General features: G+C 54.6%; 17 protein-coding genes and 1 pseudogene. 8 read left to right on the top strand and 10 right to left on the bottom strand.

Annotated elements, in window-relative coordinates:
• Positions 1–46: 46 nt before the first annotated feature.
• Entirely contained in the window at positions 47–1,000 is a 954-nt protein-coding gene (locus tag KO498_RS00210) for a GlxA family transcriptional regulator (protein WP_215957855.1), read from the top strand.
• A 225-nt stretch (positions 1,001–1,225) separates the two neighbouring features.
• On the opposite strand, the gene KO498_RS00205 is transcribed toward KO498_RS00210, so the two are convergent.
• From KO498_RS00205 to KO498_RS00165, 9 genes are all read right to left on the bottom strand, one after another.
• Positions 1,226–3,286 carry an FAD-dependent oxidoreductase gene (locus tag KO498_RS00205; RefSeq protein WP_215957854.1) on the bottom strand — a complete coding sequence of 687 codons (2,061 nt, stop codon included), beginning with the start codon at positions 3,284–3,286 and terminating at the stop codon, positions 1,226–1,228.
• Positions 3,283–4,620: a glutamine synthetase family protein gene (locus tag KO498_RS00200; protein WP_215957853.1), complete on the bottom strand. Its 1,338-nt coding sequence runs from the start codon at positions 4,618–4,620 to the stop codon at positions 3,283–3,285. The genes KO498_RS00205 and KO498_RS00200 overlap by 4 nt, the downstream gene beginning before the upstream one ends.
• Complete coding sequence (locus KO498_RS00195) at positions 4,610–5,545, bottom strand: DMT family transporter (protein WP_215957852.1); 936 nt, start codon at positions 5,543–5,545, stop codon at positions 4,610–4,612. Before KO498_RS00195 ends, KO498_RS00200 begins: the two co-directional genes overlap by 11 nt.
• Entirely contained in the window at positions 5,542–6,171 is a 630-nt protein-coding gene (locus tag KO498_RS00190) for a cysteine hydrolase family protein (protein WP_215957851.1), read from the bottom strand. The genes KO498_RS00195 and KO498_RS00190 overlap by 4 nt, the downstream gene beginning before the upstream one ends.
• Positions 6,168–6,959 (bottom strand): ABC transporter permease subunit, encoded by a 792-nt coding sequence (locus KO498_RS00185; protein ID WP_436835918.1) that lies wholly within the window; start codon positions 6,957–6,959, stop codon positions 6,168–6,170. Before KO498_RS00185 ends, KO498_RS00190 begins: the two co-directional genes overlap by 4 nt.
• 3 nt (positions 6,960–6,962) lie before the next feature.
• Positions 6,963–7,868: an ABC transporter permease subunit gene (locus KO498_RS00180; protein WP_215957850.1), complete on the bottom strand. Its 906-nt coding sequence runs from the start codon at positions 7,866–7,868 to the stop codon at positions 6,963–6,965.
• Complete coding sequence (locus tag KO498_RS00175) at positions 7,865–8,998, bottom strand: ABC transporter ATP-binding protein (RefSeq protein WP_215957849.1); 1,134 nt, start codon at positions 8,996–8,998, stop codon at positions 7,865–7,867. The genes KO498_RS00180 and KO498_RS00175 overlap by 4 nt, the downstream gene beginning before the upstream one ends.
• A gap of 50 nt (positions 8,999–9,048) precedes the next feature.
• Positions 9,049–10,128, bottom strand: coding sequence for an extracellular solute-binding protein (locus tag KO498_RS00170; protein WP_215957848.1), 1,080 nt, complete (start codon positions 10,126–10,128; stop codon positions 9,049–9,051).
• An 84-nt stretch (positions 10,129–10,212) separates the two neighbouring features.
• Entirely contained in the window at positions 10,213–11,598 is a 1,386-nt protein-coding gene (locus KO498_RS00165; RefSeq protein ID WP_215957847.1) for an aminotransferase, read from the bottom strand.
• A 139-nt stretch (positions 11,599–11,737) separates the two neighbouring features.
• On the opposite strand from KO498_RS00165, the gene KO498_RS00160 reads away from it, so the two are divergent.
• On the top strand, positions 11,738–12,361 hold the full coding sequence (locus KO498_RS00160; RefSeq protein ID WP_215957846.1) for a TetR family transcriptional regulator C-terminal domain-containing protein: 624 nt from the start codon (positions 11,738–11,740) through the stop codon (positions 12,359–12,361).
• 556 nt (positions 12,362–12,917) lie between these two features.
• Here KO498_RS00160 and KO498_RS00155 read toward each other — a convergent pair.
• Positions 12,918–13,175: pseudogene (locus tag KO498_RS00155) on the bottom strand (integrase); the annotation flags it as partial.
• 559 nt (positions 13,176–13,734) lie between these two features.
• Here KO498_RS00155 and KO498_RS00150 point away from each other — a divergent pair.
• From KO498_RS00150 to KO498_RS00125, 6 genes are all read left to right on the top strand, one after another.
• Positions 13,735–15,189 carry an aldehyde dehydrogenase family protein gene (locus KO498_RS00150; RefSeq protein ID WP_215957845.1) on the top strand — a complete coding sequence of 485 codons (1,455 nt, stop codon included), beginning with the start codon at positions 13,735–13,737 and terminating at the stop codon, positions 15,187–15,189.
• Between the two features lie 66 nt (positions 15,190–15,255).
• The gene (locus KO498_RS00145) at positions 15,256–16,191 is read left to right on the top strand and encodes a LysR substrate-binding domain-containing protein (RefSeq protein WP_215957844.1); all 936 of its coding nucleotides are present in this window, start codon (positions 15,256–15,258) and stop codon (positions 16,189–16,191) included.
• Positions 16,192–16,832: 641 nt separating this feature from the next.
• Complete coding sequence (locus KO498_RS00140) at positions 16,833–17,840, top strand: Bug family tripartite tricarboxylate transporter substrate binding protein (protein ID WP_215957843.1); 1,008 nt, start codon at positions 16,833–16,835, stop codon at positions 17,838–17,840.
• A 60-nt stretch (positions 17,841–17,900) separates the two neighbouring features.
• A complete protein-coding gene (locus KO498_RS00135; RefSeq protein WP_215957842.1) occupies positions 17,901–18,428 on the top strand; it encodes a tripartite tricarboxylate transporter TctB family protein in 528 nt (175 codons plus the stop codon).
• Between the two features lie 30 nt (positions 18,429–18,458).
• On the top strand, positions 18,459–19,985 hold the full coding sequence (locus KO498_RS00130; protein WP_215957841.1) for a tripartite tricarboxylate transporter permease: 1,527 nt from the start codon (positions 18,459–18,461) through the stop codon (positions 19,983–19,985).
• A gap of 60 nt (positions 19,986–20,045) precedes the next feature.
• Positions 20,046–20,945 carry an NAD-dependent epimerase/dehydratase family protein gene (locus tag KO498_RS00125; protein ID WP_215957840.1) on the top strand — a complete coding sequence of 300 codons (900 nt, stop codon included), beginning with the start codon at positions 20,046–20,048 and terminating at the stop codon, positions 20,943–20,945.
• Positions 20,946–21,086 lie beyond the last annotated feature (141 nt).

Here is a 21,086-nt window from a genome sequence, read left to right as displayed (position 1 = left end):
TGCGGCTAATTCTGGTCGCGCAGGACCTCATACTGAGGCTGTAGAGATGACTACCAATCAGCACTTTGTGTTCGCACTGGTTGAAGATTTCACCCATATCGCCTTTGCCTGTGCGGTCGATCCCTTACGGATCGCCAATCTAATTTCGGGACAACAATTGTATAGCTGGGCCTATGCTTCGTATGATGGAGTTTGGGCGTGCAGTTCGGACGGCACCCGAGTCGAGGTTCAACATCGTTTCAATGATATGCCAAATTGTGACCGGCTGTTCGTCCTGTCGGGCATCAACATGCAATTCGCAGACCATTCTTTTTTGCTGGCTGCGCTTCGACGTAAAGACCGGCACAGCAGCACCCAGATTGGTGGGCTATGTTCCGGCAGCTGGATTCTCGCGCAGAGCGGCTTTCTGAATGGACTTAAGGCGGCAATTCACTGGGAGTACCACGACAGTTTCATGGAAGAGTTTCCCGAGGTGAACCTTCTACGAAACGTATTTGTTGCAGATGAAAAGTATCCGACTGCTTCGGGTGGTACCGCGACCGCTGACTTGATGTTGCACCTCATAGCACAGGATCATGGTCATGACCTATCCATCGCGATTGCTGATCAGATGGTCTACAATGCGGTCCGTGAAGCAAGTGCCGCTCAAAAGGTGTCATTGCAATCGCGAAATGGAATGCGCAATAAGCATCTGTCCGCAGCTATCGCACGCATGAGCGAGAGTTTGGACAATCCTGTCTCACCGTCGTTGATTGCGCGCGAAATTGGAATTTCCACTCGACAACTTGAAAGATTGTTCGGGAAGTATCTTAATGCTTCGCCAAAGAAGTATTACATGGAATTACGACTGGAGCGAGCCCGCCACCTACTTGTCCAGACGGAAATGTCCGTCATTGACGTAGCAGTTGCATGTGGGTTCCAAAGCCCGGGACATTTTTCGCGGGTCTACAGAACCGCCTTCGGTGTCACACCGATGATGCAGCGGGGGCGGTTGGGTTGAACCTTTTTGACGACAGCGATCGACCATCCGCCCTCGCTTAGAGCTGTACAAATCGCCCTATTTTGACCCATGGGCGCTGACGTAAAACAGTATTGGGCAAACTCAACGAAATTTGATCACAACCATTGCTGTAACCCCGTCTTCAAGACTGCGTTCGCAGGTGCAAGGGCCTGCTGGAAGTGTCTACCTTTCCACCATAATGGACGGACCTTTGGTGCGGGCACCTTAATCCGGTGATGGCCGTTCCCAAATAAATTCAGCGGGATCACTGTCAAAGTCGGGAAACAATCTCGCCGCTTTGTGTCCGGCATAGATCGCTGCCGCGACTGTGCTGGGCGCATATGCGTCACCGATGCAGGTGAGCGTTTTGATCCCCGTCGCCGCGTGATCGTTCTTGAGCGCAAGATAGAGTGCATCATTGGGCTGACGTTCTGTTACCAGAACCAGCGTGTCGGCTTCTATGTCTTCTTCACGGCCGGAATAGGGGCAGCGTGTCAGAATACCATTTGCACCAGCCCCTACAATTTCGCGATTCAGATGAACGTCTATGCCGTTCGAATAGAGGCTGGCTTGCACGCGCGATTGTTCCAGCGTCATAGCGGTAAAGGGTGCGACGATGGCGGCATCGGAGACATAAGCCACGTCATGGCCCTCGGTACGCAGTTTTTCAGCGATTGTGGTTGCGTGATAATAGTGATCCAGATCGTAAACAATGACCCGGCCTTTGGCCGAAACTCCGTCCATGATGTCATCAGGTGTCATGACGTGCAGCGCATCCAACCCAGTTATGGCTTTGCGCTGCGCCCGCCCAATTCCGTCGCGCCGCCAATGGGATCCGGTCGCAAGGATGACGTGGTCAAACCCGAAATCGCGTATGTCGTCTGCCGTGAGTTCGCTGTCGCGGTAAATCTCAACTTCGGGACGTTGCAGCAGGTAGTGCAATCGATAATCTGCCACGCGAATGTATGATGCCATCCCCGGCAGGCGACTTTCGCGCAATACGCGCCCGCCAAGGTCTTTTGTCGCTTCAGCGATGGTGACGGAGTGGCCGCGATTGGACAGTTGCAACGCGGCCTCAAGCCCAGCAGGGCCTGCGCCGACAATCAATACCGGTTCGGGTTCGTCGCTTTTGGCGATGCGTTCGGGATGCCAACCGCGGCGCCATTCTTCGCCCATCGTCGGGTTTTGGGTACAACGGATGGGGGCTGATAGCATATCGCCGGACACGCAGATGTTGCAGCCGATGCATTCACGAATTTCGTCGATGCGGTTGTCACGGATTTTGTTGGGCAGAAACGGGTCCGCGATGGACGGTCGTGCAGCGCCGATCATATCCAGAAGGCCGCCACGAATTTTGCTGACCATGGCATCGGGTGAAGTGAAGCGGCCGACACCCACAACGGGTTTGGTGGTCAGCGATTTCACTTCTTTGGTGTAATCCGTCTGGTATCCCTCATTGGGGGAAAAACGCGCGGTCTGGCTGTCGTTTGCCCAGCTTGCAATGTTAACGTCCCACAGATCGGGCAGTTCGGCGAACATCTCAACCACCGCGCGGCCTTCCTGATCCCAAGTGATGCCTTCGCTACCTTTCAACTCATCCACGCCAAATCGAAAGGCAACGCCGCAGGTCTGGCCGACCTCTTCTTTGATCTCTGTGATCAGCTCACCAATAAGGCGCGCGCGGTTTTCCACGCTGCCGCCATATTCATCAGTGCGGGTGTTCAGGGTCGGCGACAGGAAGTGCATTGGCGTGGTCAGCCCGTGACCGGAATACATATAGACGATGTCGTAGCCAGCGATTTGCGCCCGCCGCGCTGCATCGCGATACCAACGGCGCAAGGCGCGTATGTCGTCCTTGTCCATCGCACGGGCTTGCACAGGCTCGGATGCACCCGACAAGACTGCCTGATGGGACGGGCCCATCGGGGCAAGGCGGCTGTAAAGATTGGCAGCGTACATGCCGTTATGGGCCAATTGGATCGCAGCGAGCGACCCATGTGCATGGATCGCCTCAACCGTTTTGGCGTGATAGGGGATGTCATCATCGCTCCACAACCGGCCCTCGATCGAGGGGCCAATGTCCGCACTGGGATGAATTTCAACCTCTTCAGTCGACACAACGCCCCAGCCACCTTCGGCTTTGACGCCGCGCATTGCTGCCAACGCTTTGGGGCGCGCATGCGCCATACCGTTGCAATGGGGCACCTGATAAAACCTGTTGGGGGCGGTCACTGGGCCGATTTTGACAGGTTCGAACAGAATGGCATATTTGGGATCGGTCGTCATACGCGGTCTCGGTAGGTCTGGATTTCAAGGGGTGTGATCTGGTTTTCGAACGCGGCCAATTCCTGTGCTTTGCAATTGATGTATGCCTCAAGGAACAGCGGCGGCAGAATTGTTTTGACCCATGCGCTTTCGCTAAAATGGCGCAAAGCGTCGTGCATGTTTGGGACCACATTGGGGTGACCTTGATCGTAGCATGCACCGATGACGGGTTCGGGTGGCGTCATTTTTTGTTTGATGCCGTCAAGTGTGCAGGCAAGTATGGCCAACGCCACAAGGTAGGGGTTGGCATCCGCAGACGCGAGGCGGTGTTCAATCCGGCGCGCGCGCGTATCGCCACCGGGGATGCGGACGGGCACAGAGCGGTTGTCGTAACCCCAGCAGATGTTTGTAGGGGCATAGGCATTGGGTTGAACGCGCCTGAACGAGCTGTAATGCGGGGCCATGATCATCTGCACGTCGTCCATGTGGTGCAAGAGGCCTGCGGCGGCGTGGCCAAGCAACGACGTGCCTACAGGACCACCATTATCGAATACATTACGGTCAGCGTCGTCCAAAAGACTAAAATGCATATGCAGGCCGGACCCATCCAATTCAGGGAATGGTTTGGCCATAAACGTGGCACCAAGCCCGTGTGAAACGGCGGTGTCGCGGATGATGCGGCGCAGGAAAATCCCGTCATCGACGGCGCGTAAAACATCGTCCGTATGATCCAGGTTCACCTCGAACATGGCAGTCGAGTTCTCGGAGTTCAGGCCGGTGACGTTGATATCCGCCGCTGCGCAATTGCGTTTAATGTCTGCAAGGACGGTGGCGAAATGTTCCAGATCATCGATCTGCCCCGCCTCGCGCCCGATTAAACAGCGATCTGTTATTGGGGAACAGGGATGCGCCAAGCCTTCTGCATTGCCATCAAGCAGGTAGAACTCGAACTCTAGTGCCACAACAGGGCGCAAACCTTTTTCCGCGAACCGTTCTAGAAACGCGATCAGCGCGTGGCGACAGCTGGTTTGCATCGGCGTGCCATCATCCATCCAGTAATCAACGAGCAACAACGCGTGCGAAGGGTTCAGAACCGACGGGATCGGCGTGCGGCCCGTGGGGCGCATTACAACATCACAATCGCCCGTTTCAGCGACCTGACTGCACCCCATGATTTCGTTTCCCCAGACATCCACCGTGGCGGATGACAAAGCCATGCGAACACCGCCTGCTTCAATTTTCTTCACGTCGCTGACCGGGAGTGCCTTGCCACGCATGATGCCGTTCACATCCGGTGCACAGAGCAAGAAGGTGTCGATTTCGGGATGATCGGAGAGCCAATTATCAAGCGTCATGGTGTGATCCTTCTTTCCTCAAGAAATAGGTGTCTGAGTGGGTAAGCCACGTCATCGCGACGCCCGATATGATGATAATCGCCACACCACCCCATGATGCCGGGCCTAAGATCGTGCTGTGCAGCATCCATCCCCATAAGCCTGCGAAGATCAGAAACGAATACTCAAAGATCGCTACAAATTCAGGCGTCCCCGTGCGGTAGGCCTCTGCGATCAGCGACACTGCAAACAATGCGCCTACTGCCTGGAACAAGGTGAGCCACAGAAATGTTGCGGTCGGGAAAGTGGCGGGGCGCAATAGAAAGGCGACCTCTGAAGGGTCGGAAAGGGCCGTCATCGCCACCAGCATCGGGATGCTCGTCAGTCCGAGCGCGGCAAAGACGCCGATGGCAAGCGACGCGGGGTTTTCGTCGGCGCACCAATAGCGCGTCAGCATCATGCCCAGCCCGTAAAAGAACCCCGCAACGATCGGGAATAGCGACCAGAATGTCAGGTCGGCCCAATCAGGCTGGAGGATGAGCAAAGCCCCCGCAAACCCAACCATAACACAGGCCAACTGCCAGATATTCAAGCGTTGACCAAACAACACAATCCCCAACAGCGCGATCCATATCGGGGCGCTAAACAATCCAGCACCTGCTTGTGCGACGCTTAAGGTTCCCAATGCCGCGAAATAGATCATCAAGCCAATCGCGACCACAAAGCTGCGCACCGCAAGCTTGATCGGGCGCTTGGGCCGCAGTTGCAAACCGATCAGTTTCGCCCCGATGATTAACAACGGAATGGCCATGATCGCGCGGGCAATTTGGAATTGCCAGAGGCCTGCGTGGTCCGCGACAACGATCACAAAATTGTCGATAAAGCTGAGCGTCGCAGTCGACAAAAGCGCGAGACACGCCGCCATATAGTTCTTGGGCGCACTCATCGGGTTTTTACTGCATCCATCGCAGCCAACACGTCTACGAGGCTGCGCACGCCGCCGTGTTGCAAGTACTCCATCGACGTGAGTGCGGCGTTATGTGCGTCTTGGCCAGAGCCTGCAACGCAGTCTTCGATGGTGCGGCAGAAGTAGTCGCCCTGATGCCCGTCAACAAAAGTGAAATGCACACAAACATCCGTAAGCCCGCCCGTCAGCAGCAAGGTGTTCACCTTCAACCCCTTCAGCAGGATTTCCAGATCGGTGCCATAAAAGGCGGAGTAGCGGCGTTTGGGTACGACGTAATCAACACCGGGGCGGTAGCCCAACACGGCTTCGTCCACGTCCGTGCCTTCGTCACAGTCGAGCAGATGGATGTCTTCATCGCCGTCCAACTCGCGGCCGAAATCAACGAGATTGGCGCGGTGGATTTCCTGAATGAAGATCACGGGAATGCCCACATCGCGAGCCTTGTCGATTGCGATGCGCGTTTTTGCCATGCGCTTGGAATAATCCGGCATAGACGCGATTGATCCGTCGTCTTCTTCGTAGAAGCTGGATTTCTGGATATCGATAACGATCAGCGCGGCGTTTCCCTCGATCAGGGCGCGGCGGTTCTCCTGTCCGTTGATCATTGTTTACGTCCTTTTCTAAGTCCAAGCATCACCAAGGTCAGCGCTATACCAACGGTCAATATGATCAGAGTGGCCAGTGCGTTGACGTCAGGTGAGACGGCGATTTTAATTTTCGAGAAGATGAGCATCGGCAATGTCGTGGCCCCCGGCCCTGACGTGAACGACGCGATAACCAGATCGTCAAAAGACAGAATGAACGCCAGCAACCACGCAGACATCAATGCTGGTGCAATGATGGGCAATGTCACAAGACAGAACGTGGTCGCGGGTCCCGCTCCCAGATCGCGGGAGGCTTCCTCGAGTGAGCTATCCATATCCGCAAGGCGGGGCTGCACTACGACAATCACAAAGGCGGTGCAAAAGGTGATATGTGCAATAGTGATTGTCAGTATGCCGCGTTGGGCGGGCCAGCCCAGGAACTGTTCAGCTGATATGAATAAAAGCAGCAGCGAGATGCCTGTGATGACTTCGGGCATGACCAACGGAGCCGAGACAAGGCTAGAGAACAATCTGCGGCCTTTGAATGCGCCAAACCGCACCAAAACGACAGAGGCTAAAACGCCCAGCACAGTGGCACCCGTGGCGCTGTAAACTCCGATTTTCAAACTGATCCATGCCGCTTGCAAGATTTTTTCATCGCGAAACAACTCACCATACCAATGGGTTGAAAACCCGCCCCAAACGGACCCGCGGCGTGAAGAGTTAAAGCTGTAGATAATTAGAACGAAGATCGGCACATAAAGGAATGCCATGCCAATCCAGAGCGATATTTTGAGAAATCTTGGCACGGCTCAATTCCTCTCTTTTGATTGCTGGTTCTGGAAAATCATAATCGGGATCAGCAACACCACCAGCATGACGATGGCCACAGCGCTGGCGACGGGCCAATCTCGGTTCGAGAAGAATTCAGTCCACAGCACTTTGCCGATCATCAAAGTACTATTGCCTGACAGCAGGGCTGGGATCACAAATTCGCCTACAACCGGAATGAATACCAGCATGGAACCCGCGATAATACCGGTGGTTGATAGCGGCAGCGTCACCGACATAAAGGTCACGATGGGTCTGGCACCAAGGTCGCGCGCGGCCTCAAGCAGGGACGTGTCCTGTTTTTCCAGCACCGCATATAGCGGCAGGATCATGAACGGTAGATAGGCGTAAACGATGCCGACGTAAGTGGCGAACACGGTTTGGAGCAGGACCAAGGGTTCGTCGATCACACCCAGCCCCATCAGGATATTATTCACCACACCGTCTTGGCGCAAAATGCCGATCCACGCATAGACCCGGATTAACAGACTGGTCCAGAACGGCAGCATGATGAGGACCAACAGCAGCGGTTGCCTGGCCTTGGGCGACCGCGCGATGGCCAAGGCCATGGGATAGCCGATCAGCAGGCAGATGACCGTGGATACTGCCGCCACCTTGAGAGAGTTCAAGTAGGCCCGCAGGTACAGATCATCGTCGATCAGATATCCATAATTGAAGAACCGCAAAACCGCGCGCACGACGCCTTCGTCGGGGTCGTATTCAAACAGCGGCGCGAAGGGCGGACTAGCGATGATCGCTTCCGAAAAGCTGATTTTGAGGACGAATAGGAAAGGAACCAGAAAGAACAGGAACATCCAAAGAAAGGGAGGCAGCAAGACAAACCCGCGTCCAAGCCGATCGCGTGACTTTCGCAAAAGGGCGGTCATGCTGAATACAACGCTGTGCTGCGTGCGGGCCAATCCACGCGTACTTTGTCGCCGGTTCTGATCGCAATTTTGGTAGACATATGGTGGTTCTGTTCAGTGATTTTCACCTCGACGCCGCCATCCAACATGACGCGATAATCGGTCTGATCGCCCATATAGCCTACGAACGTCACCTGACCTTGCAGGGCGTTGCGCGCGGTCGGGGCTTCGTTGGAATCCGCAGGAAATACCGATAGCTTTTCAGGGCGCGCTGTTACTTTGACGCGCTCGCCTTCGTTGAATTCGTAGGGCGACAGTATTTTGAGAGTCATGCCATTTTGCACGCGCACCTGGGCGTTTTCGCCAACCTGCGACGTGACGACTCCGTCAAACCGATTTAGCGCGCCGACGAAATCAGCAATAAAAAGGCTGTTTGGTTGTTCATAGAGTTCGCGGGGTGGGCCGACCTGCACAATCTGGCCAAGGTTCATCACTCCGATCCGGTCCGCCATGGTCATGGCTTCTTCCTGATCGTGGGTGACGATAATGAAAGTTAAGCCCAAGGTGCGCTGGATGTTCAGCAGTTCCTGCTGGGTCTCTTCGCGCAGCTTTTTGTCCAACGCGCCAAGGGGTTCGTCGAGCAACAGCACCTTGGGTTTTTTGACGATGCACCGCGCAAGGGCCACGCGCTGGCGTTGACCACCTGACAATTGGCTGGGCTTGCGCTTCGCGAAATCCGTCAGTTTAACCAACTCAAGTGTTTCGGCAACGCGGGTCGCAATCTCGGCCTTGGGCACACCGTCGCGGCGCAACCCGTAGCCCACGTTGCGCTCGACCGACATATGCGGAAACAGTGCATAAGACTGGAACATCATGTTCAGGGGCAGTCGTTCGGGCGGCACGCCGGCGACGTCTTCACCGTCCAGAATGATGCGTCCGTCGGTGATGGTTTCGAACCCCGCCAGCATTCTCAGCAACGTCGACTTGCCGCTGCCAGACCCGCCTAGAAGGCAAAATATTTCGCCCTCGCGAATGTCCAAAGACACGTTCTGCACGGCCGTGAAATCACCAAACTTCTTTGTGACATCTTTGAATTGGATAAAGTCTGGTTGGCCTAACTTGACATCGGCCTGTTGCGCGGCATCTTCCATGGTGTCCCCCAAAACAGGAAATGCCGGCCCGCTAGCCGGCATTGGTTGATTCAATTTCCAGTTACGATTTTGGTCCATGCCCTCGTGCGCATACGTTGTGCGCGGTTGGGTAGGGTGACATCAGGGAACAACCCGTCGATCACTTCGTTCGAAGGATAGATGTTTGGATCACCGGTGATTTCAGGATCAACGAGTTCGAAGGCAGCCTTGTTGGCGTTGGCATAGAACACATAGTTGGTTGCATCCGCGATCACTTGTGGTCGCATGATATAGTCCAAAAACTTGTTTGCAGCATCAGGATTTGGAGCGTCCGCAAGAACCGTAATCGCATCGATCCAGATTAACGTTTTCTGTTTTGGAATACTGTACAGCACTTCGGTGCCATTGTCGGCCTCAGACGCTGCATAGGCAGCGATAGATGCATCACCACTATAGGCGAGCGATGCACAAATCTCGCCAGTGGCAAGGTCATCTATGTGTTTCACACTGTTAAAGTATCGGATGTGCGGACGTACACCCAACAACAAATCTGTGGCCGCATCGATTTCTTCCTGGCTTGTTGTATCGGGTTCGTAACCCAGGTAGGTCAGCGCAAGGCCGAAAATTTCGTTTGGTGAATCAATCACAGAAAGACCACATTCCCCCAGTTTGGCGGCCTTTTCAGGATCAAAAAAGGTCGCAAGGTCGGACATGTCCGCGTCTGGCAGTACAGCGTCCACCAGTGCCGGATTGTAGCCCAGACCAATCGTGCCCCACATGTAAGGAACACCATGCGCATTGTTTTCGTCATAGGCCGCAAGACGTTCGTTTATCGCGGGGTCAATGTTGCCGATGTTTGCAAGGGCGTGTTTTTCAAGCGGTTTCAGCAGGCCGGATTGTTTAAAACGCTGCAATGACGGCGCACTGGTAAACACCACATCATATCCCGATCCACCGGCCAGAATGCGGGTCTCAAGCGTTTCGATGGAATCGTAGAGATCATAGATCACGTCGATGCCTGTTTCGGCTTCAAAGTCCGCAATCGTGGTTTCACCGATATAATCGGACCAGTTGAAAATGCGCAGTTCTTCTGCCGTGGCGGGCAATGCAAATGCCGTTGCCAAAAGCGTGGCGTAAGTAAGTGTCTTCATTTTTTCTTCCCTTGTGTTGGCCAATGAAAAATCATTGTTCTTGGTAATGGGGTGGCTGTTTGCGCTTCTTCCCCGTGTATTTGACTACATCAGGCCGTCGGCCTTTAGATCTTGCGTGGCAAGGCGCACGCCTTGTTCCAGCAGATCAAATATTTTGTTGATTTCGTCTTCAGTCGAGATGAGAGGCGGAGAGAACACGCACATGTTGATAATCGGGCGGACCAGAAGACCAAGTTCCTGACAGCGCGCATCAATGCGCCCGCCAACAACATAATCCCGTTCCAGTTTTTCCGCGCCAGTCCCGCCAAGACTACACTCAATTGCGCCCACCAGCCCAACGCCACGCGCATCTACGACGATAGGCAAATCCATCAGGCTTCGCAGGCGGCTCTGGAATAGGGGGGCAATCGATTGGACGTGATCCAGAAGGTTGTCACGATCAAAGATCTCTATGGTCTTGAGCGCGGCTGCAGCACTCACTGGATGGCCCGAGAACGTGTAGCCGTTTGAAAACGTAGCACCTTGGGATGCGTCGCCCGATATGCTGTCAATCAGGGCATCCGAAATAATGCACGCACCCATCGGGGCATAGCCCGCGGTCATGCCTTTGGCGCAGGTAATAATGTCGGGAACGATCCCGAATTCGTCTTCGGATGCGAACCAGTGGCCCAGACGACCAAAGCCCGTGACGACCTCGTCCGAAATATACAGAACATCGTATTTGCGGCAGATTTCCAGACACCGCTTGTGGTAGCCTTTGGGCGGGACGATCACCCCACCTGAAGCTAGAACTGGCTCCGCGATGAAGGCCGCGACCGTGTCGGGTCCCAGCTCCAGTATGGCATTCTCAAGATCAGCTATTTTTTCATCCAAAAATGTATCTATGCTCATCCCATTTGGGCGCACAAACGGATTCACATTGGGCAGGAAATGAGCGATGTCCATCTGGTCAAGCCAGCCTTTGTCACGTTCTTTGCCACTGACAGAAGCCGCAAGATGTGTGCTCCCGTGATAGGCTTTCTGCCGCGAAATAATGCGCTTCTTCTCTGGCCGACCCAGCACATTATTGCGAAACCAAATGAACCGAAGGGCTGTATCAACTGCCGTTGATCCACCGGTCGTGAAAAAGACGCGGTTCAGGTCGCCAGGCGTCCGTTGCGCAATCTCATGCGCGAGCCGCGCGCTCGCCGAATTCGAATTGTTGAAAGGGGAGAAATACGCAAGGCTGCGCGCTTGTTCTGCCATAGCATCAGCAATTTCGCCGTTTCCGTAGCCCAACTGCATGCACCACATGCCCGCAGGACCGTCCAGCAATTTGGCACCGGTTTCGGTTGTGATGTAGATGCCGTGCGCACTTTCAGCAAAGGTCCGCGAATTGTTACCGATATCTTCCATACCTTCCCAAGGGTGGACAAAGTTTGCGTTGTCCCAGTCTTTCGCAGGGGTGAAGTCGTTTATCAGTGGTGCCATCATCTCACCTTATGTAACAATAATCACATATTGTATGTCCGTTCATTCAGAGTCAACGATTGATTTGAACTGCTACACTGTGGCAGATAGGGTGAACTGAACGGGGCAGAGCAACAGAAATGACGGGAAATTTACACAGATGTCATTGACTGCAAGGGATATTTCCAAAGAACGTCACACCAAGCAACTGATCGCAGCTGCCAAGCAAGCGATCCATAAATACGGTGTCCGCGGTGCAACGATTGGCCGGATTCAGGAATTATCCGGCCTATCACGCGGTATGATCAACACCAGATTCGACTCAAAGGAAAACTTGCTTGAGCAGGCAGTAAAGGAGCTTTCTGCCGAATACACGGTTCTGTGGCAGCGCGCATTGGAGCAAGCTGCTCCTGACCCGCTTTCGCAACTCAGGGCTTTGGTTTTATCGGACTTCAGCGTTGAGGTTCTGAACGAACCCAACATCACACTTTGGTTTGCGTTCAGGTCCGAGGCTAAGTCTCGAGCGGCCTATCTGCCCTACATCAGCACCCGTGAAGAGCCGCTGACAGGCATGTTCAATCGGATTTGTGCCGATCTCGCAAAGCATGAGGGGGTGTCGGAAAAAGACGGAACGATGGCGGCTGCATTATTAATGGCAACTCTTGAGGGTCTTTGGGCCGACTATCATTTGCATCCAGATGAATTTGATCGTCAGGAGGCAATCGCGTTGGTTTGGCATTTGGTCCAACAATTGTTCCCTAACACCGTCTCTGGAGCGGAATAAACGGGACACATCTGTGTAGGGAAAGACCGTGCGCCCGATGCGCCGCCTGGCCCTTTAGGGCCATGAAGGATGGCAGTAGGAAACTCTCGGTAACCGGCGCGACCTATGGGGGAAGTGCGACTATGGTCAGCAGAAAATTCTTAACGTTTTGCCCCTGATGTCTACCAGCGCCATCCTGACGGAGCTTAGCAGCATGCGCCATAATGAAGTCAGCCTTTTGACCACGCAGCCTTGAGACACTGGCGATGACGGCGAAAACTACGCGTCCCGAAGTTGTGCGAACCGACAAAAAGGGGCCACTTGCCGTCCGGTCTGTATGAATGACGCCGTGCGAATACCGTTTTTTCTGTGAACACAGAAGCCGTCCCGGCAAACGTCAACAACGAATGGTCGTATAGTCCGGCATCTTGCAAACTCGATGCCTGATCCATGCTGCGAAATCCACGGATGGCCGGTTGATCCGCTGCGTGGCAGCACGAAGTTTTCGCTCATGCCGCTGCGAAATCGTAGGTCTGTTCTAAATCAGCGAACGGCGAGTGCCGCCCGCCAACATGGGTTAGATGTCGATCCGCTCAGCGATGCTCAGAGCATCTTCCAGTTCAACACCAAGGGAACGCACTGTGCTAGCGACCTTCGTATCGCCAAGCAAAAGCTGCACAGCGCGAAGGTTACCGGTTTTGCGGTAGAATTCCGCAGCCTTGGTAAGGCGCAGTGAATGAGTGCCATAGGCGCTCGGTTCCAACCCAATCGATGTCACCCAATCACGGACGAGCCGACCGTATTGCCGCGTTGAGATGTGTGGTCGATCATGGAAACAGCGGTCGCTTTTGTCTGATGATCCGTCCTTTGTTCCAGGCTTTGCGCTTAGGGGTGACTGCAGGTAAATGTTCTCTTGCATAAAATGCCCTCCAATCCTCCCTCCAAACCCAGACGTCGGCACCGCGCTAACACCAGCAGGATAGCATAGGATTGAATGACTGGTGCCTGAAGAGGCTAGGATAGGCAATCTGCGCGAGCGCATTGGGCTGCTTTGACCGCAAAATACCGGCAAGCGGAAATGGTCATTGGGTCTGAAGGTCTGGATTGTCACGGTGCTATGATCCAACCGGGCTCTTTTCGATGATGCCGGGTAGCCTCAATCCGAACCCAAAACGTTTGTAGGATTTCAAATGGGGCGTAACACTTGGGAGTTTGCCGATTTGAAGATTTTGCCAGACTAATGCGAGCAAGGGAGGGTATGCGGTTTTCTTATGGCCCCAAAAGAAAACTGTATTTCCGCAATGTTTGCGGGCCTCGTATAGTTGTCAAAAGACCCGACCCGCGCGGATGGTTTAAACCACTGGTGGGTTGGGCGTTGGCCCTAGGAGAGCAAAATGACGTATGAATTTGAGACTGAAGTGGCCAATGGCCTGCCCAAGTGCCGCATGCTTTTGGGCGGTGATTGGGTTGAAGGCGCGGGGGCATCGCAGGATATTTTGGACAAGTTTCACCTGAAACCATTCGCCCAGCTTCCCGCCTGTACCGAGGCGCAAATTCAAAAGATGATTGATTTGGGTGTTGCTGCCTTTGGCGCGGATAGGTTGTCGCCGCATGATCGCGGTGCGATCCTTGATCGGGTTGCGGGGTTGCTTCAGGAGCGTGCTGAGGAGTGTCGCGAAGTTATGCAGGCGGAGACAGGGTTTACGGTTTCTGATTGCCGCAACGAAATTGGGCGCACCATTCAGACCTTGCGGTTGACCGCCGAGGAAGCGCGCCGTTTTGCGGGCGATGTGTTGCCCGTGGCCGGAGCGGCAGGGCAGGCGAAACGTACAGCGTTCACGTTGCGTATTCCGCTTGGGCTTGTGTTGGCGGTGACGCCGTTTAATGCGCCGCTCAATACGGTGACGCACAAGATTGCGCCAGCGTTGGCGGCGGGCAATGCGGTTATATTGAAGCCTGCGGGACAGACACCGCGCACCGCGTGTTTCATTTCGTCGTTGTTCTTGGAGGCGGGTTTGCCGAGCGGCATGCTACAGGTCTTCCATGGGGGCGGCGCTGCCGTTGCAACCGCGATGAAAGACCAGCGGGTGCGATATATTGCGTTTACCGGTTCGACCGGCGTTGGCCGTAAAATCCAAGCGCAGGCGGAGTTGCGGCGGACCCAGATGGAGCTTGGTTCGATTGCGTTTACGGTTTTGGCCGCGGATGCCGATTTGGATTTGGCGCTGCCGAAAGTTGTTGGGGCGGGGTATCGCAAGGCGGGGCAGGTTTGTACCTCGGTGCAAATTCTGTTGGTTCAGGAGAGTTTGAAGGCCGAGGTTGAGCGGCGGATGGGCGCCCTTGTCGGCGCGTTGAAATATGGCGATCCTTCGGAAGACGATTGCACGACTGGTCCGTTGATCAGTTTGGCAGATGCCGAGCGGGTTGAGGCTTGGGTGAACGAAGCTGTTGCGGGCGGGGCGACGTGCCTTGCGGGCGGGACGCGTTCGGGGGCCGTTGTTGCGCCGACATTGTTGAGCGGGGTTTCGCGCGCGATGAAAGTTGGCTGTGAGGAAATTTTTGGCCCTGTGATTTGTATTGAAAGTTTTGACGCCTTTCCCGAAGCGTTGGAGCGCGTGAATGATACACCATACGGGTTAGCTACGGGCTTGTTTACCAACCGGCTGGATGATGCGTTTTTGGCGGCGCGCCAGCTTCAGGTTGGGGGCGTTCATGTGAATGAGACCTCGTCGTCGCGTTGGGATTCGATGCCTTATGGCGGGTCCAAGGACAGTGGATTTGGCCGCGAGGGGCCGCATTACGCCATGCAAGAAATGTCAGAGGAACGAGTGGTGAGCTTTTCCATATGACCCAAGCGGCGCAGATTTTCTGGACATTCGGGAGCCCGTGCGACATCGTTGCATTAGGGGGCCTATATGGACATTCGGCAACTGCGCAACTTTGTAAAGATCGTGGAGTGTGGAAGCCTCTCTTCTGCGGCGCGGGAATTGCACATCGCGCAACCCGCGTTGAGCCAGCAATTGGCCAAACTGGAAGCCGATGCGGGGCGCCCTCTGCTCAACCGATCTTCGAAGGGTGTGGAGCCCACGGAAACCGGTTTGGCGCTATATCAGCATGGCAGTTTTGTGTTGCGCCAATTCGATCATGCGATGGAAATTGCGCGCGGCGACACCCAGACGATTTCTGGGGTTGTCGCGGTTGGATTGCCTGCGACAACGGTTGCCTCGATCGGGATGGCGTTGGTGCGGCGCGTGCGCGAGCGTTACCCCGAAATTCTGTTGAAAGTGGTCGAGGGAATGAGTGGACACGTGGCGCAAATGATGCGGCTGGGGCAGCTCGATATGGCGGTGCTCTTTTCCGGCGAAGAGGCGGCGGACATGCAGATAGTGCCCCTAATGACCGAAGAACTTTTCTTAATTCTGGCCGAAAACAGCCCGCTGATTGCGCCAGATCGAAAGACGGTCAACCTGAGCGAAATCAGCGATCTTCCCTTAATCCTTCCGACGCGGGACCACGGATTGCGCCAGCGTATCGACGCCGCAATAGAGAGTCGCGGCCTGCAATCGCGGGTGGTTGTGCAAGTGGATTCCCTTTCTTTGGTGATGGATTGTGTTCAGTCGGGCCTCGGTGGAACGATCAAACCGATGGGCGCGATTATGCGCGAGGGCGCCGATGGTCGGCGGTTTCGGCATCTCTCGTTTCAGAATCCGGCCTTGAAGCGCCAGAACTTTTTATATTCGCGCCTGCCCGATCAAATGAGTCAGGCGTCGGTTGCGGTACACGGCGAAATTCGCGCGACCGTGCGGGAGCTTGTGGCCGGTGGTCAATGGCCCGGTTTCGCGCTCGACTAGCAGAAAACAGGCGGGGCCTTAGGGCACCAAAATTGCCTTTCCATTTTCCAAAATCCGCCTCAAGACGTTTAAGTCTAAGACATCTGCCGCTGCGATTGGCGCGTGCGCACGAGCCACGAAAAGCTTGGATGATTGGGGCGGCTTGTGCCGATTTTCAAGAACTGAAATGGATTGCCTATTGGCTCAAAGAACTGCGACGAGGGATTCTGTTTCTCGTTCTTGGTTCGCTAAATGAGGCTGTGCAAATGTAGAATTTGGTTGGTGCCTTTTAACTATATCAGAGCTTTCGCTCATCTGTCCCTGATTTTTGGCCAACCCCTTTTAGCTCGGGCTGTACGAACGGCCATTTCTTCATCGGAATGGCAAATATAATACATAATTAACAAGGAGTTACAGCAATTATCTTATATTGTGAAATAAATAGTTATTTTATTTAACAATATGAGTTGACGGGGAGCAATAGACACGAATACGCTTCTCGAACGGCGATCTGAAGGGCGGAAAGTCCAGTTTCAGATCTGGTCCAGTTCAGGAGGCTGGAGAAGTATGTCGCGTGATATGTCGTAGGGAGCGGCAGAGGCGCAAGCCCCATTTGAAAGGGGCCATACATCCAAACAAAAATGCAATGTAAGGAGGATACAATGTTTTTCACGGAGTCACTAAAGAAGGCGATCGTCATCGCGAGTGCGGTGCTGGTTTCGAATGCGGCCTTTGCGCAGGATTTTCCGTCACGTCCGATTGATGCGTCGGTTTGGGCCTCGGCGGGGGGCGGTACGGATACGACGAACCGCTATTTGGCCGAAGCCATGCAAAAGCACCTTGGCGGGAAAATTAACGTTTCCAACCGCACAGGTGGCGGTGGCGGTATTGCTATGAACCACGTTTGGAACCAGCCGCATGATGGCCACACTTGGCTTGGCGCATCCGAGGCGATGCAGATTGTCAAAGGAATGGGGTTTCACAAAACTGGTACGGCGGATTGGCGCTGGTACATGGTTGCGGGTGCGCCCGGGGTAATTTCGGTTCGGCCGGATTCCAAATTTAAGACGGTTGATGATTTGATCGAGGCGGCGCGCGCAGATCCTAAATCGGTTCGGATCGGGCATTGCGCGATTGGTTGTGTTTGGCACATGCGCGCGATTGCTTTGGGGCAAGCGGCGGATGTAGACCTGAACTACATTCCGTTTGATGGCACAAACCCTGCGCATATGGCGGGGTTGACCGGCGAGGTAGATGCTGTTGTTTCCGGTATTGCCGAGCAGGCCGAATTCCTGAAGGCGGGCAAGTTGCGGCCGCTTGGGATGATTGAAATGGAGCCTTATGATTTTGATGGTCTTGGGGTCATTCCTGCGGCGGGAATCAAGTATCCTAAAATTCAGGACATTCCTGCTGTTCAATGGTTGGGCATGGCAATTCCTGCGGATACGCCGGCGGATGTGATTGCGCTGATTGATGCGGCTTTTGTGAAATCCATGGACGATCCGAAGATTCAGGCGTTGGCAAAAGAGCGCCAGTTTAATCTATATGGTCAGTATGGCGAGGAAGCAGAGGCGTCATTGTTAGCGATGGAAAAAGCCATGAGCTGGAAGCTTTTTGATCTGGGCGTTGCGACGATTTCCCCCGATACGCTGGGCATTGAGCGCCCTTAGGCTAGAACGTCGGCGCCCTTATCGGCGCCGACGACTTTCAATTAAGTACAGGAGAATACAATGCTGGCACATAAACCCCTTCGGCGGGCGGATATCGTCGCTTCGAGTGCAATGATCGGGCTGGGCGGCATTGTTGTTTATGGGGCAACGCGCATGCCTTGGAGCAGCACGGTCACCGGATCATCGGATCAATGGTATGTGTCTCCGGGACTGTTTCCAGCGGTGATTGGGGTGTTGTTGATTGTGTTCAATTTACGGGTTTTGGTGACGGCGATCAAAGAGGGCGGCTGTGAGGGCCTGTGGTCTTCGACGGTGGGATGGTTTGGCAGATTGCCGCAAAACCGGCCCGTCCAGCGCGTGCTTCTGATTACGCTTTTGATGTCGATTTACGTTTTTGCGGCGGTCGGTCGGGTGAACTTTCTGCTCGCAAGCGGTGGCTTTTTGTTCCTGACGATTGCACTTTTTTGGTGGGGCGATGGCGAAGGCAAGCTTGGCAAGAAAATTTTTGTGACCTTTGCTGTTTCGGCAGGGGTTCCGTTTGTTTTCACATATCTTTTCCACGTTTTCCTCTATGTCCCCATGCCATGATACCTGCGACAAAGGGAGGAATTACACCACATGCTTCAATTTTTTCATGAGATCATTGCTCTTGCGAACCCGCTTGACTTAGGGGTTATGGCGATCGCAGTGATTGTTGGTATTATTTTCGGGGCACTGCCCGGATTGACCGCAACATTGGCGGTTGCGTTGCTGAGCACGGTGACGTTTGGACTGCCGGTTGATATTGCGATGACCGCGCTCATTGGTTCGTATGTTGGTGCCATTTACGGGCCGTCGCATGCGTCGATTCTTTTAGGGATTCCGGGCAGTGCGGCGGGGGCGGCAACGGCCTTGGATGGGTATCAATTGGCCAAGCAGGGTCGGGCCGGAGAGGCGATTTCGATTGCCACGGCGGCGTCGGCGATGGGCACGATCATTGGCCTCATTGCGTTGATTGCGCTGTCGCCGATTTTGATCGAACTGTCGTTGCAATTTACCTCGGCTGAGTTCTTTTTGTTGGCGCTTTTCGGGGTACTTATTTGTGGGTCGCTCACTGCACCAGATATGCCGGTGAAAGGCTGGATTGCTGGCGTGCTCGGGTTGTTGGTGGCCTCGATTGGGATGGAAACAATCCAAGGATTTCCGCGGTTTACTTTCGGTTTGACGGAGCTTGCAGGGGGCATTGATATTGTGCCGGTGATCCTTGGGGGGTTTGCAATTCCGCAGGTGATGCGCGTGTTGCGCGATCAAAAAGAGAAGGCCGATGCGGTTAAATCCGTCACCAACCTTCGGCCTAAATGGCGCGAGCTTTGGCGGCGAAAATTTGCGATTGGCCGCGCGGGACTAATGGGCGTTGGCGTTGGGGTTATTCCCGGCGTGGGCGAAGATATTGCCGCGTGGGCGTCCTATGATGCGGCGAAGAAAGCGGACGCAGATCCCGAGAGTTTTGGGACGGGAAACCTCTCGGGTGTTGTGGCGTCGGAAACGGCGAATAATGCCTGTATAGGAGGGGCGATCATTCCGGTGTTAGCGCTGGGAATTCCTGGTTCGCCGCCCGCCGCGATGCTTCTTGGGGCGTTAAATTTGCACGGTGTGCGCCCCGGTCCAATGCTGAGTTTTGAGTTCCCGAATTTCATTGCTGAGATGGCCGCGATGTTGTTTTGGGCCGCGATCGGGATTTTCATATTCGGGATCATGATGGCCCGTGTATCGGGTTTGGTGCTGCGCTTGCCGGTGTCGGTTTTGATGCCGATTGTTGTTTTTCTTGCGGTGCTGGGATCTTGGGCGTTGGGGCTGAGCATTTTTAATATTTACATGATGATGTGCTTTGGTTTGGTGGTCTACTTGTTGGAAGAAATCGGCTATCCGGTGGCGCCAATGGTTATTGGTGTTTTGTTGGGAACGATGGCGGATGTGAGTTTGCGCCGTGCCTTGCTTGGCTCTAACGGCAGCATCGAACCTTTCGTGAATCGCCCTGTTTCCCTTGTTTTGATCGGGCTTATCATTCTGTCTCTTTGTCTTCAGAGCCTTGCGGTAAGGCGCGCGATAGGGCGCAGTTGGGATTGGGTTTTTGGCGCATTGAAGCCAGCAAAGAAGCCATCATAAAACGGTTTGGCCTTAGTTACTTTGCGGTTGGGGCCAGGGATTTAGGGAGAAGTAGCGGCGATGTCGTTTAAGAAAATACTGGTAACGGGGGCCGCGGGTTTGCTGGGGCAGCATGCGGTGCGCCAGCTTCAGGAACAGTATGACGTGAGCGGTTTTGACCTTAAGGCGGGGACGGCGGCGATTGATTGGCATCTTGGCGATCTGGCGGATGCCGACTCTCTCAAGGAGGCCGTTGCGGGGCAGGATGCGATTGTTCAGATTGCGGCGATTCCCAATATTTGGTCGGGCACGGGCGCGCAGACAATGCAGGTTAATGTTGTCGGGCTTTATAATTTGCTGAACGCGGCCGAGGAGGCGGGCGTTAAGCGGGTGGTGATTTGTTCGAGTGATTCCGTTGTTGGATTTACGGTGGCGGAGGGGGCGATGGTGCCGCCGCAATACCTGCCGATTGACCTCGATCATCCGCTGAATGCGACGGATCCATACGCGCTTAGCAAGGTTTTAGGCGAGGAGATGGGCCGTAGTTTCGCGGCGCGGGGCAAGCTTGAGGTGCTGGTGATGCGGCCGGTTTTTGTGGCCTATCCAGAGATGCATGACGAGATTCGCGCCCGTGCATTGGCGCCAGAGAACTACAAAGGGCCGAGCGTTGGCGGGCCGTCTTCGGCGGGTGGCGGGCCGTGTTGGCATCATATAGATCCGCGCGATCTTGCGCGGGCTTTTCAGTTGGGGCTCGAGATGGAGTACCGTGGGTTTGACCGCTTTTTTCTCTCGGCCAATGTGACGTTGTCGCCGGAACCCACTTTGGAACGGTTGGCGAACTGGCTTGGCTATGTGCCGGAGATTCGCGATCCGGCAGTTTATGATGATACCCCCCATGCGCCGCTTTATGATCTTCGCCATGCGCGGGATGTTCTTGGGTTTGAGGCGGCCTATGATGCGCGAAAAACCGCGATTTTCTAAGGGTTTTAGGGCCGGTTTCGCGGCAGGATTGCTTGACGGAAATTGGCCTTTCTGATATTGCGACATTATCGCATTGAGTTTTTTAATGTGAGATTATGGCCTGAAAACCATTACATGGGCGGAACGGCCACATCGGTGAAA

This window comes from Lentibacter algarum (genome assembly GCF_018860975.1).
Lineage (GTDB): Bacteria > Pseudomonadota > Alphaproteobacteria > Rhodobacterales > Rhodobacteraceae > Lentibacter > Lentibacter algarum_A.
The sequence above is the reverse complement of the archived record's forward strand: the minus strand, read 5'-3'. Positions and strand labels throughout refer to the sequence as shown.

What these genes read in the sequence shown, in the direction of transcription:
- KO498_RS00210 (WP_215957855.1), top strand. Translation starts at nt 47, where the DNA reads ATGACTACCAATCAGCACTTTGTGTTCGCACTGGTTGAAGATTTCACC.
- KO498_RS00205 (WP_215957854.1), bottom strand. Translation starts at nt 3,286, where the DNA reads ATGACGACCGATCCCAAATATGCCATTCTGTTCGAACCTGTCAAAATC.
- KO498_RS00200 (WP_215957853.1), bottom strand. Translation starts at nt 4,620, where the DNA reads ATGACGCTTGATAATTGGCTCTCCGATCATCCCGAAATCGACACCTTC.
- KO498_RS00195 (WP_215957852.1), bottom strand. Translation starts at nt 5,545, where the DNA reads ATGAGTGCGCCCAAGAACTATATGGCGGCGTGTCTCGCGCTTTTGTCG.
- KO498_RS00190 (WP_215957851.1), bottom strand. Translation starts at nt 6,171, where the DNA reads ATGATCAACGGACAGGAGAACCGCCGCGCCCTGATCGAGGGAAACGCC.
- KO498_RS00180 (WP_215957850.1), bottom strand. Translation starts at nt 7,868, where the DNA reads ATGACCGCCCTTTTGCGAAAGTCACGCGATCGGCTTGGACGCGGGTTT.
- KO498_RS00175 (WP_215957849.1), bottom strand. Translation starts at nt 8,998, where the DNA reads ATGGAAGATGCCGCGCAACAGGCCGATGTCAAGTTAGGCCAACCAGAC.
- KO498_RS00170 (WP_215957848.1), bottom strand. Translation starts at nt 10,128, where the DNA reads ATGAAGACACTTACTTACGCCACGCTTTTGGCAACGGCATTTGCATTG.
- KO498_RS00165 (WP_215957847.1), bottom strand. Translation starts at nt 11,598, where the DNA reads ATGGCACCACTGATAAACGACTTCACCCCTGCGAAAGACTGGGACAAC.
- KO498_RS00160 (WP_215957846.1), top strand. Translation starts at nt 11,738, where the DNA reads ATGTCATTGACTGCAAGGGATATTTCCAAAGAACGTCACACCAAGCAA.
- KO498_RS00150 (WP_215957845.1), top strand. Translation starts at nt 13,735, where the DNA reads ATGACGTATGAATTTGAGACTGAAGTGGCCAATGGCCTGCCCAAGTGC.
- KO498_RS00145 (WP_215957844.1), top strand. Translation starts at nt 15,256, where the DNA reads ATGGACATTCGGCAACTGCGCAACTTTGTAAAGATCGTGGAGTGTGGA.
- KO498_RS00140 (WP_215957843.1), top strand. Translation starts at nt 16,833, where the DNA reads ATGTTTTTCACGGAGTCACTAAAGAAGGCGATCGTCATCGCGAGTGCG.
- KO498_RS00135 (WP_215957842.1), top strand. Translation starts at nt 17,901, where the DNA reads ATGCTGGCACATAAACCCCTTCGGCGGGCGGATATCGTCGCTTCGAGT.
- KO498_RS00130 (WP_215957841.1), top strand. Translation starts at nt 18,459, where the DNA reads ATGCTTCAATTTTTTCATGAGATCATTGCTCTTGCGAACCCGCTTGAC.
- KO498_RS00125 (WP_215957840.1), top strand. Translation starts at nt 20,046, where the DNA reads ATGTCGTTTAAGAAAATACTGGTAACGGGGGCCGCGGGTTTGCTGGGG.